Here is a 15,860-nt window from a genome sequence, read left to right on the forward strand (position 1 = left end):
AGCTGCGTTACTGACTAACGCAGTTTCTACCTGCTGATTTAGCGCGATAGAGCGCTTGGTCTGCTTTATTGACCAAATCGGAACAGGTTTCATCGCACGGTAAGTCTTGAGTGGCTACACCAACACTTACGGTGAGCAATTTATTGTGGGGAGATCGCTCATGTTCGATGCCAAGCCGCTCAACATTGTCGAGAATACGTTTTGCCAAAGCTTCTGCTTCGTCAGTGGTGGTGGCCGGCAGAATTATGGCGAACTCCTCACCTCCATAACGCGCTACTAAATCGTCGGTACCAATACAGCTTTCAGATATTGTCAGAGCTACCTGTTGTAAAACATGGTCTCCGGCAACGTGACCATAGTTATCGTTGTATAATTTGAAAAAATCCACATCGATAAGAAGAAGCGATAATGATTCATTTCTTCGGCAGCTTTGCGACAGGTCCTTTTCTAGCGTTGTATTAAATAGTCGTCTGTTAGCGATTCCCGTTAATCCATCGATATTGGCAAGCTTCTGTAACTGCTTATTCGCCTCTACCAACTCTTGTTGCATGGCATGAATTGCCCTGCGGTTATAAATATTTTGCAGAGTATTACCCAGCATATCGCCTATTCGTTTGAGATACTCTATGTCTGACGCACACCAGGTATAAGGACTTCCAATTATATCGCAACCGATAAAACCGTATGTTGTACCGTCAACCATTATTCGGACGCACAGAATTGAACATATCCCCTCTTTTTGAAACTCTTCTCTTTCTGCCGTAGCGGAATCAGGGATGTCTTTTACATCGTCGACTTTAAACATCCCCTCGGTAATGTGTTCCATCAAAAAAGGCATGTCACTGGTAGGCATATTCTGCAAGTCATCGATGTAAGGTGTAACGCCGGCAGCAACCCATTCATGGGTGTTCGACATTAATGAAAGTTCCTGACTAAATTCAAATAAATAACATCTGTCTACATCACAAAATTCGCCAAACGCGGCTAAGCTCTGGTCAATAATTACGTCTAGTTCGTCTGCACTTGCCTTAATCAACTTTGATGAAAACTTAGTCAGCAGCTGATTAAAAGTAATATGACGCTGAGCATGCGCTCCTTCCTCGCTCTCAGCCATTGCATAATGCGCATTGTTCTCTACATTGATAATGAGCCACTCATCATCGCCATCGGCAATGACACTGCCAGTAATAAAGCAATGCAATGAACGAACTGGAGTTTGAAGTCTTACCCAGGCGGTAGGAAAAGCCTCTTTCTCTATTTTTTCGAAGGGACACTGAGTATCGGTAAGCTGTGATTTGTTGATAGGGTCAAAAAAAGAAAAGTTGCGCACACCATTGAGTTGTTCGCTACTTATACCAAACAACTTTATAAACGCGTCATTTAAATGAAAGTGCTCTTCACCTCGACGCCTGTACATAAGTGCAGTGGGCAGTTGCTGTAGCAATGCCAATCCTTTGATACTCTGCAAATAGAAAGCCCTTTAGTAAGTAATACGCTAACTTGGAACCATGGTCTTCTCTATTACTTTAGCAGAGCAAACCAGTAAGTGGATAATTTTTTATAAAACGGAAACTTGGGCAAATAAGATCAGTGCACGAAAAAGGCGAAGTTATTCGTTTACAGACTGCGCTTTTGAAAAAGGCTGTAAAAGCAGCGATAGCACGCTGGCATTTTTTTTGGTAGGCGGCACATCACTTTGCCCAATAAGCAGATTTTCATCACTGTCGCTGGCTCGCGCTTTAAAGCTTCTGAATATTTTGTCCCACCATGAAACGCTAAAACCAAAATTTGAGTTAGATTCATCTTTTGCCTGACTGTGATGAATTCTATGCAGGCGCTGGGTAATAATGAACCAAGACAACTTGTCATCCCATTTTTGAGGAATTCGAATGTTAGCGTGGTTGAATAATGAAAAACCGTTTAGTGCTACTTCAAATATCACGATTGCCATTACCGGGGCCCCAAGTATTGCTACAGCTGCCGCTTTAACTGCTAAGCTAATGACAATTTCGATTGGGTGAAATCGCAACCCTGTAGTCGTGTCTACATGACTGTCTGCATGATGCATCTTGTGAACTTTCCACAGTATAGGAACGGTATGAAAAAGCCTGTGCTGCCAGTAAATGATGATGTCGAATAACACAACGCTGGTCGCTACAGCGACAAACACTGCAACAGCACTCTCGTTTGCCGAGACCATGTTGAAAAGGCCAACATTATTTGCACTCGCCCACAGCGAAATTCCGGCCAATGAGGCAGGTACTAGAAGACGAGAAACCACTGCACCGAGAACAACCATGCTTAGGTTGCCAACCCACCTTTCTTTGCGCGCTAACACGGCTTTTCTCGCTGGGAGAAGTGCTTCCAGCGTGGCCATGACAACAAAAATAGTCAAGAACACTGAAACTCTGATGATTGATTCGTTTTCCATCAAAGTATGCCTTCACATTTTGTTAGATTATTTAGTCTCATACGCTATGTATTTTTTTGTCGAAGTTCTTCGTTTTGCAAAGTCGTAAAACCACCCGCTACTCTTGTCACCACGGTGACAGCACACGCAGCGGCAAAACAATACGCAATAACAGCAAAATGCTGTGGCCATATACAAAACGCAAGGAAAACCAGAATAGTTTCTGTCCCCTCAGTAAGCCCCTGCATGTAGTAGAAACTTTTATTGGAAAATTGCGGGCGCTCAATTTGAAACTTTTCTGCGGCTACCGCGAAGGCTAAAAAGCTGCTGCCAGTACCAATGAATGTAGCCATAAGCACCATGGCAGGGATGCCCCACTCTGCGGTGTTAGCAATACCAAAAGCAAGGGGAACCGCCGCATAAAAAAGAAAATCCAGACAGATATCCAAATACCCGCCCGCGCTACTGCTGCTTTTCTGATAACGAGCAAATTCGCCATCAATTCCATCACAAATTCTATTTGCAATAATGCATGCCAGCGCAGCCATCCACCAGTTAAGAATTATTAAAGGCACCGCTAATAAACCTATCAAGAAACCCGCTACGGTAACGTGATTTGGCGTAATACAGCGTTTATCTAATGCTCGAACAATAGGCTTAAGGAGTGGTTTTATGAATGGGGTAACTTTGGCGTCTAGCATGGCAATAACTCAAAGGTTTGTCCGCCAGCCGCTACAGCGTCGTCACTATCGTGAGTGACTAATAGTGCTGGAATTCCTCGACAGCGCAGCTGCTCAAGCGTCCACGTACGAATTTGATCCCGCAGCGCGGTATCAAGCTTGCTAAATGGCTCGTCGAGCAACACCGCTCGTGACTCTGCAGCCAACGAACGCAACAAAGAAATGCGGGCTTGTTGTCCGCCAGAGAGTGTCGTTACCGCTCTATTTTGCATCCCTTCTAAACCTACGGCCTCGAGCATGTTCGATACCGACTCCCGCTTCTTACTTACCGAATATCTTTTGGTCTTAGGCATAGCAAAAATAATGTTTTGTTCTACCGTCATATGTTCAAACAAAAGCGCATCTTGAAACATAATGCCGATACCTCTTAAATGAGGCGGCTTATCGTCTATAGATTGATTATCTATCAGTATCTTTCCTGTCATGGAAAATGGTGTAGCAAGGTGACCGGCAATGGCTTGAAGCAGCGTCGACTTGCCCGAACCACTTGGGCCCATCACCGATAACACTTCCCCTTTATTAACAGTTGCGTCAAGAGAAAGCATAAGCGAGCCGTCTTTAAAAATATTGAGCTGCTTTAGATGAAGTGCCAATTAAGACCCCCTAAATGGTTGCGGTGAAGTGGTTTTATTATTGATTTGTACTTTCCGAGGCGTGAAAAGCACACCGGGCAACCACCATGCGAGTAAAAATCCGACAAGTGGCAATACAGCTTGAATAATGACATAGGCAGCACTAAGCCGCATACTGCTACCCGATGCTGCTGCAACAGCCTCAGTAGTCACTGTGGATATAGCGCCGCCGGTAGCAAGTAATGTCGGTAAATATTGACTAAAGCTAATGGCTAACCCCAAGGCAAATGCCACCATTATTGGTCCAGCCAACAGCGGCAATTTAATAGATAAAAAAACGCGTATAGGCGACTTACCAAGGCTCTGCGCCACCATTGCGTAGCGGCTATCTAGCTTACGATAGGCTATAGCCAGCGATAAGAACACATAAGGCATGACGTAAACGATATGTGCAATGTAGACGTGAAACCACACGGCATTTTTAAGCGCAATTTGTTGAAACCACACTAACCCATACAAAAACGCCACACCGGGTACAAGTAAAGGCAGAAATAAGGCAATATTCAACAGCGCTCCAGCGTTTGATTGGTAGGAATGTGCTTTATCAGGAGCTCGATTAAAAGAACCAAGCACCTCATTTTCTAATGCTAGTAGCACTAACACCAATGCAGTCAAGCTTACCATGCCTCCTAGTATTAAAGTATTAATGATAGGTTCTAACGCCGCTTCAAGAACACTTTGCCAGTGAAGTACCGTAAACCCAGAGGGAAGCACTTGGGGGAAAGGCCAGTGTTGTGCAACAGAAAACAACACCAAATTAAAAAGCGTGCCCGCAACAAGCACGGCATAGCCAGCAACAACGAATAACGAAAGTAGTTTTAGCCCATCATCGCCAAAAGTTCGCTTTCCCGAAAGCCAACTGCGCTCACCTAACCAGGCTAAGATGTTCTCGATAAGTATTACTAACCCAATAGCAACGGCTGCAACGCCCACCTGCACAACTGCCGCAGCAGAAGCCATTAAGCGCATAGATAAATCGATATGATTAAACCAATGCAGTACAGCTACCGCCAACGTACTTGGGTTATTGGGGCCAAGTATTAAAGGAATTTCTACGTTTGATACGGCAAAAACTAAAACAGCAAGCAGTGGAAGTCGAATTTGCGGGTACAGCACGGGTAAAATCAGTTTGAAAAAGACAGATATTGACGAGTAGCCAAGTGAAACACCCACATTGAAATACCCGTTTATTTTTTCTTTAATTAGCGGCTGAGACATAACACTAAGCGCCATAAGCAATATAAATGGCACTTCCTTTACTATCAAAGCCAGTACAATGCCCAAGCCCAGTTCATCAAAGAGAAAATATGACTGACTTGAAGAGGGAATTGCATCAGAATCAAAGGTAAAGAGTCGAGCGAAAAAGCCCGACGGACTGAGTAAAAACAGAAGTGAAATGGCCGCCGCAGCATGTGGTAGCACCAAAAACGGACTAAATACCCCCTGCAACCAAGACAATACTCTTGTGCGATAAAATACCGCTAACAGGCTAAACGCGCACAAGCATGCAATAAGCGTAGATGCCACCCCAGTAATTAAAGACAGCGCGATCATTTCTGCTGCATCATTGAGCGCAAACAATTGTGCAAACACATCCATACTTACTGCATTGGCACCAATGGCGGGAAAATACCCAAATGCGGGCAATACCACACCTACTACCCCGGCCAGTACCGGCACGGTTAGCAATATCAGTAGCAACCACCTTGCTAGTATTGTTACACGATAAAAGTAATTGCTATAACCTATCATTAGTAACGCGCACCATATCGTTCTTCCCAGGCCTGTCTAAGGGCATCTGTCCAGCTGGTATGCGGCTCAGCAAAGAGCAAAGTGGACTGGGTTTTATCCAATGCGGAGGGGTGCGATTGCGTAGTACTAAACAGTGCCTGTTCTGCTTGCGAGAGCTTAGACATCGCTAATACTGTGTCATCGCCCCACACCTGCACACGCTGCTTTTTTGCCTGAGCTTCTGGCGACAAAAGAAAATTGACCACAGCTTTTGCCTCTGCTTTGTTGGCAGAATTAAACGTTAACCCAATAAAATGAACATTGGCCAAACTTCCATCCGACATTGAATAGGTGCGGATATCTAATGGCAAGTCGAATCGTTCAACGGCACTTGGAATTTCAGCCGCAGTAAATGAAAACGCTAACGATAACTCGCCGCTGCCAACCATTCTTTGCAGCTTCGACGCTTGGCGCACAAAATATTCCCCCTTTTGCCATAAGTTAGGGTGTAACTGATCGAGGTACTGCCATAATGCGGGGGTAATTTGGCTCAGAGCCGATGGCGTTACCGGCGCATAAAAGAGTTCGCTTTGCGCTTGGTTTAGTGCAATAGCAACATACTTAACAAAACTTATACCCAGGTAATCTGTGGGTACCGGATAGGTGAACCGTCCTGGGGCTTGTTGAGCGAACTGCATCAGCTCATGAATATTCTTCGGAACAGTGAGATTGAGCTTTTCAAGGTGCGTCTTACGATAATAAAACACCATCGACGCCTTGCCCCACGGAGCCTCCATACCCTCGGTTGGCTCGCCAAAGTCAGTTATCATCGCGGGGTTATCTTCTGGATTGGTGAGGGCGAAATTATCGATATCGTTTACCCAATTTTGAACAAGCAGGCCGTGCTTTTTCATGGCCGCAAAGTTCTCGCCATTAATCCAAATTAAATCAACACTGCCATTAGTGTTATTTCCCGCCGCTTTTTCAGCAAGTACCCGAGAGACGGCATCACTGGTATCTGCCAACTTCACGTGCTGCAACCGAATACCGTATTTGCTTTCAACTTGTTGAGCTACCCATTGCAAATAGCTGTTTACCTGTGCACTACCTCCCCATGCGTGCAGTCGCACTACTGCCTCTGACATGGCATATCTACTGGTAAAAATACCTATAAATACCGCGAAAGCGTAAAGGCACGTTTTTATGCGCATATTGATTGTATATTCACTGCAAAAGTCACTAATACACTCTCTTACCTATTTATTTAAGGTTTAACATCGTTCAGTGACCAGTCGTAATCAAGATAGTCCACTTCTACTTCACCGCTAGTTATAGCGTCAACTTGCGACTGATTTAAAGACATTGCTTCACGATATAAAACAATAAACTCTTTTACCGTTGATGTTCCTTTCCAATTTTTTTCGAAATCGCCTTCGTACCAAGTGAAAATTTTCGACAGGTAAAGGGTTTTGTCTTTCATAGTGTTTCTCGTGCTGTCACCCAGAAAACGTTTGGTTTGATCTTCAAGTTGTTTATCAAGTTGCTCGCCAATATATGCCTCTTCCCGAAGTGCTGGGCAACCGACACTTGCGCAATTTACTGCAAAGTGAATTCGTGGCTCGCTGTATTTATTGTCACCCCGGATAAGGTTGTGCTCTATATCATCTAAAGAGCGCGACTTGCCTAAAAGCGGGGCTATGTCTTTTTTCCAAGGGGAAGAAAAGAAACCACCTAGGTCGCGAATAGAGTCAAGAGACGGGTACTCAGTAAGGATCAGGTTTATGGTGTAGGCGTTGTACGCGTTGATTAGAAAGGCAAGCTGAGTGTTCTCATCCCAACTGCCAAAGGTTTTAGGCGGCACGGCAGCGAGCTGATTAAGATAGTCGCTCAGTGCTTTCTGATCGCGCTTAAAACCTTCATAGTTAACTTGAGTACTGGCGCCGTCGTTTATAGTGACAACATGCGTGTTGAGCAACGAATTATATTTATCGTGTAATTTACTGTCGGCCAATGCCTGTACTGAAGTAACGGCGAGAATACCAATTAGTAACTTACATAGTAGCTTACACCCTAAACGCAAAACGCTGTTTCTCGCGTTAATTAAGGCCGCAACATAATTGCCGCAAACCCGTGTAATAAACGCACTCATTAATAAACTCTTCATTTTATTCACCATGGTTTTATTAGCCGCAAAAAATGTAGAAACGGGTATTAACCTCTGCGCCAAGTATGGAATTTTTCAACATAGCTAAGCAGCTTTTCTGGCGCATTCGCTCTTTTCCAGTTACCCGCTGCATACTTTGCTCCTTCAGCCCATGTTGGATACGTATGAATAGTGCCCAAGATTTTGTTAAGCCCTAAATCGTGCTTCATAGCAATAACGAACTCTGCCAATAAATCACCCGCGTGTTCAGATACTATGGTGACGCCCAGTATTTTATCTTTACCCGGCGGTGTTAGTACTTTAATAAACCCTTTGCGCGAGCTCTCTGTTACCGCTCTGTCTAACTCAGCAAACTCGTAGCGGGTTACCTCTACATCAATATCTTGCTCACTGGCGTCCCTTTCACTTAGCCCTACTCGGGCTACTTCGGGGTCGACAAAGGTGGTCCAAGGGATCACGCTATAGTCCACTTTAAACTTTTTAAATGTGCCGAATAAAGCATTTACCGCGGCATACCACGCCTGATGAGCCGCCACGTGGGTGAACTGGTATGGACCAACGACGTCCCCCGCTGCAAAAATGTTGGGCATTAGCGTTTGTAGGTACTCATCGGTGTCTATGGTTTTATCAAACTGTATGCCTAGATTTTCTAAACCGAAGCCGTTAAGTCTCGCTTTGCGTCCCACTGCAATAATTACTTCGTCATAAGCGATGTCTATTTCGGTACCATTTTTGGCAACAACTAACACTTTTTCTACACCGCGCTTTTCAAAACGCAACGCATCATGCTCAGTTAATACATTGACATCGCTGTCTTTCAACACAGACTCGACATATTCGGCCACATCGCTATCTTCGCGCCCCATTAAACTAGGTGCCTTTTCAACCTGAGTCACGCGGCTTCCCAAACGGGCATACGCCTGTGATAACTCACAGCCAATGGGCCCTCCGCCAAGGACGATTAGCCTTTTGGGGGCTTCATCTAGGTCAGCAAATTTTGTCCAAAGGGTGTCTGAGGTAACGTAACCACTTTCTTCAATACCCGGCAGTGGCGGAACAAAAGGTCGGGCCCCAGTGGCAACAACAATCGTCTTTGTCGTAAGACGCTGTGTTTCACCGTCATTGGTTTTTATTTCTACTGTCCACGGGTCGATGATAGTGGCATAGCCCTTTACTACGTCTACACCTAAATTAGTGTAACGTTCAACACTGTCGTTCGGGGCGATTGTGGCTATGATTTCATGTACCCGCTTAATCACGCGTTTAAACGACATGGTGGGTGTAACGCTATCTAGTCCGTAATTATCTGCATTGCGCATTTGGTGGGCCACTTTCGCAGTTTTTATTATGGCTTTACTTGGAACACAACCGTAATTAAGGCAGTCACCACCCATTTCACCGGCTTCGACAAGGGTTACTTTGGCTTTCACTGCCGCGGCAATATAGCTGGTTACCAGACCACCAGCGCCAGCTCCAATCACCACAAGATTTCGATCGAAGCTAGAAGGTTTGGTGTAGCCTTTATAGACGCGGCGTCTATTTACAACAGCAACAATACCTTTGGCAATCCAAGGGAAGACGCCAAGCAAAACAAAAGATAAAAGCAGCCCAGGCGATAAAATTCCGGAAAGGCTATCAATTTGTGCAAGCTGGGTACCAGCGTTAACATATACAATAGTGCCAGCAAGCATCCCTATCTGACTGACCCAGTAGAATGTCCACGTTTTTAATGCGGTTAGCCCCATCAATAAGTTAATCAGAAAAAAAGGAAATACCGGAACTAACCTTAGGGTAAATAGATAAAAAGCCCCTTGCTTTTCAACGCCTTCATCAATTTTCTTGAGCTTTTCTTTAAACTTATTTCGCACCGTGTCACGAAGCACAAAACGGGCTACGAGAAAGGCTAGCGTTGCACCAATGCTTGACGCAAACGAGACAATAACAAGCCCCTGAAACAACCCAAAAAGTGCTCCGGCAGCCAGCGTAAGAATAGCGGCTCCCGGTAACGAAAGTGCCGTTACCGCTACATACACAGCAAAGAAAATAGCAATGCTGAGCACTGGGTTTTCTGCTATTTGTGTTTTAAACGTGTCTAACGCCCCTTTCATTCCCTCAAGCGTCAAGTACGTGTTCAAATCGAAATAGAAAAAACCATAAGCAGCCGCAGCCATAAGCGCAAGCAGCGCAATTTTCTTAAACATCGTAATTCCTTATTTGCGCTTAAAACGCATATTGCATGGTGAACTGAACGTGACGGGGTACATTTGGCATCACGAGTGTTGCGCCAAAGAAGCCGCCTTCGAACAGTGGCTGCCAATTCTCTTGGTCGGTAACGTTAATTACGTCGGCACGTAATCTCAGCTGCTCGTTAATTTGATAATCTGCATTCAGATCGAGGGTGTATTGATCTCGAATTTTAACGGTTTGCAAAAAATCGAGTGGAAACGATTTTGTATAAAGTGCGCTAGCGCCAACGGCAAATTTGTCATTAACCTGCCAGCCTGCATTCAGCGACACCATTTGTGGGGGGATTCCCTGCACCCGACTATCTGATGGTGCGAAAGCTGCAAATGAGGGAGAGCCAACGCCTGTGCCGTTGATAATATCTGGACGGCTGTTATCAAAGGCATCAATGACCTGTGCTGTGCCCTGAAACGCGGCCGAGTTATCAAACCTTGCATCTAGATAGCTGTAAGCTGCATTTACCCAAACATCATCTAACTGATAGAACACTTGTAATTCCGCACCCTTGGTTTTAACGCCGCTGTTGCTGCCGTCCCGGTTGCGCAAGCTGCGGGTTTGGTCAAACACAGACGCCTCGGCATACCATGCCTCGCTTGGCGCATACTTCAAACCTATTTCGTACAAAGTATTTTCTGTTGCAAAATTTTGTGGATCTATTTGATTGTTGCCACCAAGTACCGTACCGCCAGCCATGCTGTTAGACGTAGCGTCGTTTTGCGAAAACGCGCCATAGGCATTTATTGCGTTTGTTAATTTATACACAGCGCTAAATTGATAGCTGGTTAAGGTATCGCTGTAAGTATCTGAGGCAGCATCAACACCCTGTGGAGCCAATGGGTCTCGGGCTTCAACGTCGTAGTAGTCTACGCGCAAACCTGCAATGGTGGTGAGCTTGTCGGTCCATGTAGACTGCTGCTGAACCGCCAAACCGGTTTGCCATGACGTCGAGTCGGTGGTATCAGATAAATTAAAATCACCAGCCCCGTCACCGTCTACATCGTATTGTGCACCGGGAGAAACAAATAGCCCGGGGCGCAATTGAACCAGTCTTGCTTTTTGTTCATCGGTAAGGGGAATAACACGGTTAGAAATAGGCCCAGTTAAATCAATTGGGTTGTCGGCTTCGGTGGTAAACTGGCTGTAACCGAGCACATCGTTGTATCGAATTGCCAGGCCAAACGTAGTGGTTTGCGTATCGGACCAAGCTACGTCAACTTCAGTTCTGTTTTCAAAAGTATCTGCACCATCAATGATTTCTACAAAACTATTTTGAGCAGTTTCTTCACGCTCAAGATATTGATAATACGACAGGTTTCTAATAGCGATATTTTCGGCGTATTGATATTCAAGACCACTTCGAATAACCGTAGTTTTTGCACCGTTAATGTCGTTTGGGTTGGTAAATACTCTATTGCGAGGGATCACTACTTCGCCGGTTGGTGAAATAACGGCTCCGGCTCCAGGCACTGTGCTGCCGTTAGGCTGTGTGCCCTGCCCTGTAATATAAAGCCCTTCGTCGATAAGCGCCTGCGTGGGCCTATTTATACCCGCGTTGTCTGGATAGTCTGTGTCGTAATATTCCGCGCTTATATCCCACGTTAAGGCATCACTTGGTGTGTATCGGTAGGCAATAAACAAATTAACGCTGTCGCGTTCGGCAAAATCGTAAAAACTACCGTGGTCTAAATACTCTGCACTCACGCGAATACCGCTAACGCCCTCGTCAATGGCAGTGCTTACGTCTAGCTGCGCAGAATATTGATCCCAGCGACCAGCACGCACGGTAGCCTTACCTCTTGTTTCGTCGGTAGATGCCACCTTGGTTTGTAAATTAACAAATCCGCCATTGCGCTGCGTACTGCCAAACAATACCGGCGATGGACCTTTCACCACGTCTACTTGCTCTACGCCATTAAATGACAGCGGCAGGCCAAAACCATTGTTCCCTGCCTGACGACGAATACCATCTTGAAAAAGTTCACCTAATTGGCCTCTAATACTTGGCAGACTTGGCGTACCAAAGCCACTAGATGCGTAGGCATTAGGCGCAGCTTTTACAATATCGTGTAAATCATCAATATTAAATGTTTCTAGTGCCTCACTAGACAAAGATGTTACAGAGCGAGGAGTGTCAGCCACAGACATGCCAGCACCAAAAATACCTTTTAGCTGATTATCGCCGGGATTTAAATTGCCTATTAACGATGCGTTTCCTTTAACCTCTACAACCTCTATGTCTTTTTCTTGCATATCTTGTTCTTGAGATTGTTGCCCATATACGCCCTGACTAACTGCTAAAGCGAGGGCACTGATGGCGAGGTTTACTACAATTTTCATGTCTGTTTTCCGATGTTTTTATATTATGTGACAAGACCGATACGATATTAAAAAAATTTCAGAGCACATTTTCTTTTTTATTAGTTTTGAAATATTTCCCCGCAAATGCCGTTCTTCATTAGCCATACTTTTAATTTTATCCTTGGAGACCATCAATGGGTCTATCTAGCGTTACTCCCTCTACCTCAACCGCGTCTGCCTCAACCGCTGGCGATGTTATTGCTACTCGACTGCCTTGGGTACTGCTATCCCTGCGTATTACCGTGTTTATCGTAATGTTTGTGTGGACCTTGGATAAATTTTTGAATCCTGCCCATGGCATGGCGATATTCGAAAAATTTTACGGCATAGGTGGCGTGCCGGAGCTTGCAGTATATATCATGGGAGCTTTTCAGTTAGTCCTTGTTTTTGCCTTTGTTTTTGGTTTAGCAAAACGCTACACGTACGGACTTATTTTTCTACTCCACGGCGGCTCTACGTTATCGTCGTTTCCACAGTACATTGACGCGTTCAATCACCTGCTTTTCTTCGCTGCTTGGCCAATGTGGGGAGCATGCTTTGCACTTTATTTATTGCGTGATGCAGACACTAAATTTACCCTCGGAAAAACTCAGGCGTCTTGATCGAGGGTTTAATTTTAAGATTGAGCTGTGGCAGCTCGGTAAAGGTGCTGCCACTCTTGTTCTGTAACTGGCATAATTGAAAGCCGCCCACCTTTTTTAACCAACGCAATTTCAGTGATATCAGGCATAGCTTTTATCTTCGCTAGCGACAAAACCTTGTCGAAAGCCTCAACATATTTTACGTCAACACAAAACCATTTAGGGTTTTCCAATGTTGACTTAGCATCGTAATACGGAGATTCAGGGTTAAACTGACTAACGTCTGGATAGCCCTCTTTTACCACTTCAGCAACGCCAGCAATGCCTACAGATTTGCAGCTTGAATGGTATATGAATACCTTATCTCCTCGCTTTACGCCGTCACGTAAAAAGTTTCTTGCTTGAAAGTTTCTCACGCCGTCCCAAGGCTCAGTTTGCTGAGGTCGGCGGGCTAAATCACTAATGGAAAATGCGTCGGGTTCGGTTTTAAATAACCAGAAGGCCATGGTGAACATCTCATTGCTATGGAACTATGAAGTTGAGTATACAAAGCTCGCTTATTTAATGACAGCGCTATACCGCCCATGCCCCAACACTGCTATAATCGCCGCTCAATTCTGAAAATTTGCCTAAGCGCTTTTCAGGCAAATTCTGTTTATTCAAAATGTGATCATTATGCAAGCCACCATTAAAGCCGACCGCAGTCTGTTTTCCTACCCTAAATACTGGCCCCACTGTCTTGGTACAGCGCCGTTTCTTCCTATGTCGAGAGAAGAGATGGACGCACTAGGATGGGACAGCTGTGACGTTATATTAGTAACCGGCGATGCTTATGTTGATCACCCAAGCTTTGGTATGGCTGTTATTGGGCGTGTTTTAGAAGCCCACGGATTTCGCGTAGGGATCATTGCCCAGCCAGATTGGAAGAGCAAAGACGACTTTATGAAGTTGGGCAAGCCCAATCTGTATTTCGGTGTCACTGCGGGCAACATGGATTCCATGATCAACCGCTACACCTCAGATAAAAAGCTACGCCACGACGATGCTTACACACCCGGCAATGTTGGCGGTAAGCGCCCCGACAGAGCGGTAACCGTATATGCACAGCGCTGTAGAGAAGCGTTTAAAGGCGTACCAGTTATCGCTGGTGGTATTGAAGCAAGCTTACGTCGAATTGCTCATTATGATTACTGGAGTGAAAAAGTACGTCGCTCTGTGCTTTTTGACTCAAAAGCCGACATGCTTTTCTTTGGAAATGCTGAGCGCCCGCTTGTTGAGGTTACTCACCGTTTAGCGGCTGGAGAGAGCATTGCAGACATGCGCGATATTCGCGGTACCGCTATTATCGTTAAAGAGGCGTTACCAGAATGGCAAGGCGTCGACTCCACCTCACTTGATCGCCCGGGAAAAATAGACCCAATTCCAAGCCCCTACATAATGGAGCCAGAATGCGATTCACAGGAGAAGGACAGTAAAAGCAGTGAAGCGCCCGATGCATCACCGATTGTTATTCAGCCGCCGCAAAAGGAAAAGGAAAAGCGCAAACCTTGGGAAAATGTGTACGTAAAACTACCGGCATATGAAACAGTAAAAGATAACAAAACGTTGTATGCGCATACATCCCGTATTCTTCACCAAGAAACTAACCCTGGTTGTGCTCGTGCGCTCATGCAGCGACACGGCGACAGACACATTTGGATAAACCCACCCGCAATGCCTCTTGAAACTGAGGAGATGGATGCGGTTTTCGATTTGCCCTATCAACGAGTTCCTCACCCGGCGTACGGCGATGCGAAAATTCCTGCCTACGACATGATACGTTTTAGTATTAACATTATGCGTGGTTGTTACGGCGGCTGCACTTTTTGCTCTATCACCGAGCACGAAGGCCGAATTATACAAAGCCGCTCAGAAGACTCCATCATTCGAGAAATAGAGCAGATTCGCGATACCGTTCCAGGCTTTACCGGTGTGATATCCGATTTAGGTGGCCCCACCGCCAACATGTATCGTCTGCGCTGTAAAAGCCCTAAAGCTGAGGCAACCTGTCGTCGCCCCTCTTGCGTGTACCCGAGTATTTGTGCCCATATGGATACCGATCACAAACCCACTATCGATTTATATCGCCGGGCGCGTAATTTACCGGGCATAAAAAAAATACTTATTGCTTCAGGTGTTCGTTACGACTTAGCCATTGAAGATCCTGAGTACATTAAAGAGCTGGCCTTACACCATGTAGGTGGCTATCTAAAAATTGCTCCTGAGCATACCGAAGAAGGCCCTTTGTCCAAAATGATGAAGCCGGGCATGGGCACATACGACAGGTTTAAAGCGCTTTTTGACAAGTACTCTGAAGAAGCGGGCAAAAAACAGTACTTAATTCCGTATTTTATTGCCTCGCACCCGGGTACTACCGACGAAGACATGCTTAGTCTTGCAATATGGCTTAAAGAAAATAAATTTAAGCTAGATCAAGTGCAAAACTTTTACCCGTCACCCATGGCTACTGCAACAACCATGTATCACACAGAGGTAAATTCTCTGCGTAAAGTGACGAAAGACAGCGAAGAGGTGCCATCAGCAAAAGGTGAAATTCACCGCCGCCTGCACAAGGCTATGCTGCGTTATCACGACCCTAAGAACTTTGCTCAAATTCGCCAAGCGCTAGTCAAAATGGGTAGAGAGGATTTGATTGGTAGAGGACCACAGCACCTTGTGCCACCTGAGAGCGCCAACGAAAAACGCCAGAAAGCCCAAAAAGGCCGTCGCGGAGAGCGCGCGTTAACTAAACACACAGGTTTGCCACCATCATTCCAGCGCGAATCTAATGGCAAAAAGTCTAACCGTGTGAATAGCCAAGGCAAAAGCGGCGGCGATACTACAAAAAGTAACGCAGGAAAGGCATCAGGTAACAGACCACCAAAGTCTCGCGGTCAGCGTCAGCAACCAACCAGCAAACGTTAACTGCACCTTTGTCAAAGCGTAGTGAATTGCTCTTAA

12 protein-coding genes are annotated in these 15,860 nt (G+C 45.5%); 2 read left to right on the plus strand and 10 right to left on the minus strand.

Annotated elements, in window-relative coordinates; genetic code table 11:
* Window positions 1–7: 7 nt before the first annotated feature.
* The 9 genes from CW735_RS10525 to CW735_RS10565 form a co-directional block, all read right to left on the minus strand.
* The gene (locus tag CW735_RS10525; RefSeq protein ID WP_100972033.1) at window positions 8–1,468 is read right to left on the minus strand and encodes a sensor domain-containing diguanylate cyclase; all 1,461 of its coding nucleotides are present in this window, start codon (window positions 1,466–1,468) and stop codon (window positions 8–10) included.
* A 141-nt stretch (window positions 1,469–1,609) separates the two neighbouring features.
* The gene (locus CW735_RS10530; protein WP_071979794.1) at window positions 1,610–2,431 is read right to left on the minus strand and encodes a sterol desaturase family protein; all 822 of its coding nucleotides are present in this window, start codon (window positions 2,429–2,431) and stop codon (window positions 1,610–1,612) included.
* Between the two features lie 44 nt (window positions 2,432–2,475).
* Window positions 2,476–3,111, minus strand: a complete 636-nt coding sequence (locus CW735_RS10535) for a CDP-alcohol phosphatidyltransferase family protein (protein WP_071979795.1) — start codon at window positions 3,109–3,111, stop codon at window positions 2,476–2,478.
* Window positions 3,105–3,743, minus strand: a complete 639-nt coding sequence (locus CW735_RS10540) for an ATP-binding cassette domain-containing protein (protein ID WP_442855883.1) — start codon at window positions 3,741–3,743, stop codon at window positions 3,105–3,107. Before CW735_RS10540 ends, CW735_RS10535 begins: the two co-directional genes overlap by 7 nt.
* Complete coding sequence (locus tag CW735_RS10545) at window positions 3,744–5,534, minus strand: ABC transporter permease (RefSeq protein ID WP_100972035.1); 1,791 nt, start codon at window positions 5,532–5,534, stop codon at window positions 3,744–3,746. It abuts the gene before it with no gap.
* On the minus strand, window positions 5,534–6,658 hold the full coding sequence (locus CW735_RS10550) for an ABC transporter substrate-binding protein (RefSeq protein WP_232368261.1): 1,125 nt from the start codon (window positions 6,656–6,658) through the stop codon (window positions 5,534–5,536). The genes CW735_RS10545 and CW735_RS10550 overlap by 1 nt, the downstream gene beginning before the upstream one ends.
* Before the next feature lie 119 nt (window positions 6,659–6,777).
* On the minus strand, window positions 6,778–7,677 hold the full coding sequence (locus tag CW735_RS10555) for a DUF547 domain-containing protein (protein WP_232368262.1): 900 nt from the start codon (window positions 7,675–7,677) through the stop codon (window positions 6,778–6,780).
* A gap of 47 nt (window positions 7,678–7,724) precedes the next feature.
* Window positions 7,725–9,878: an FAD-dependent oxidoreductase gene (locus CW735_RS10560; RefSeq protein WP_100972040.1), complete on the minus strand. Its 2,154-nt coding sequence runs from the start codon at window positions 9,876–9,878 to the stop codon at window positions 7,725–7,727.
* A gap of 19 nt (window positions 9,879–9,897) precedes the next feature.
* Window positions 9,898–12,258 carry a TonB-dependent receptor gene (locus tag CW735_RS10565; protein WP_100972042.1) on the minus strand — a complete coding sequence of 787 codons (2,361 nt, stop codon included), beginning with the start codon at window positions 12,256–12,258 and terminating at the stop codon, window positions 9,898–9,900.
* Window positions 12,259–12,413: 155 nt separating this feature from the next.
* On the opposite strand from CW735_RS10565, the gene CW735_RS10570 reads away from it, so the two are divergent.
* Window positions 12,414–12,881 carry a hypothetical protein gene (locus CW735_RS10570; protein ID WP_232368263.1) on the plus strand — a complete coding sequence of 156 codons (468 nt, stop codon included), beginning with the start codon at window positions 12,414–12,416 and terminating at the stop codon, window positions 12,879–12,881.
* 14 nt (window positions 12,882–12,895) lie between these two features.
* Here CW735_RS10570 and CW735_RS10575 read toward each other — a convergent pair whose 3' ends face one another.
* Entirely contained in the window at window positions 12,896–13,366 is a 471-nt protein-coding gene (locus tag CW735_RS10575; protein ID WP_071981268.1) for an EVE domain-containing protein, read from the minus strand.
* 169 nt (window positions 13,367–13,535) lie between these two features.
* Between CW735_RS10575 and CW735_RS10580 the strand changes: the two genes are divergently transcribed.
* On the plus strand, window positions 13,536–15,824 hold the full coding sequence (locus CW735_RS10580; RefSeq protein ID WP_100973237.1) for a YgiQ family radical SAM protein: 2,289 nt from the start codon (window positions 13,536–13,538) through the stop codon (window positions 15,822–15,824).
* Window positions 15,825–15,860 lie beyond the last annotated feature (36 nt).

The sequence above is a fragment of the Alteromonas sp. MB-3u-76 genome, from assembly GCF_002831605.1.
Classification (GTDB): domain Bacteria; phylum Pseudomonadota; class Gammaproteobacteria; order Enterobacterales; family Alteromonadaceae; genus Alteromonas; species Alteromonas hispanica.

Coding starts and splice junctions, on each gene's coding strand:
- CW735_RS10565 (WP_100972042.1), bottom strand. CDS start 12,258: ATGAAAATTGTAGTAAACCTCGCCATCAGTGCCCTCGCTTTAGCAGTT.
- CW735_RS10545 (WP_100972035.1), bottom strand. CDS start 5,534: ATGATAGGTTATAGCAATTACTTTTATCGTGTAACAATACTAGCAAGG.
- CW735_RS10550 (WP_232368261.1), bottom strand. CDS start 6,658: ATGTCAGAGGCAGTAGTGCGACTGCACGCATGGGGAGGTAGTGCACAG.
- CW735_RS10570 (WP_232368263.1), top strand. CDS start 12,414: ATGGGTCTATCTAGCGTTACTCCCTCTACCTCAACCGCGTCTGCCTCA.
- CW735_RS10575 (WP_071981268.1), bottom strand. CDS start 13,366: ATGGCCTTCTGGTTATTTAAAACCGAACCCGACGCATTTTCCATTAGT.
- CW735_RS10580 (WP_100973237.1), top strand. CDS start 13,536: ATGCAAGCCACCATTAAAGCCGACCGCAGTCTGTTTTCCTACCCTAAA.
- CW735_RS10530 (WP_071979794.1), bottom strand. CDS start 2,431: ATGGAAAACGAATCAATCATCAGAGTTTCAGTGTTCTTGACTATTTTT.
- CW735_RS10535 (WP_071979795.1), bottom strand. CDS start 3,111: ATGCTAGACGCCAAAGTTACCCCATTCATAAAACCACTCCTTAAGCCT.
- CW735_RS10555 (WP_232368262.1), bottom strand. CDS start 7,677: ATGAAGAGTTTATTAATGAGTGCGTTTATTACACGGGTTTGCGGCAAT.
- CW735_RS10560 (WP_100972040.1), bottom strand. CDS start 9,878: ATGTTTAAGAAAATTGCGCTGCTTGCGCTTATGGCTGCGGCTGCTTAT.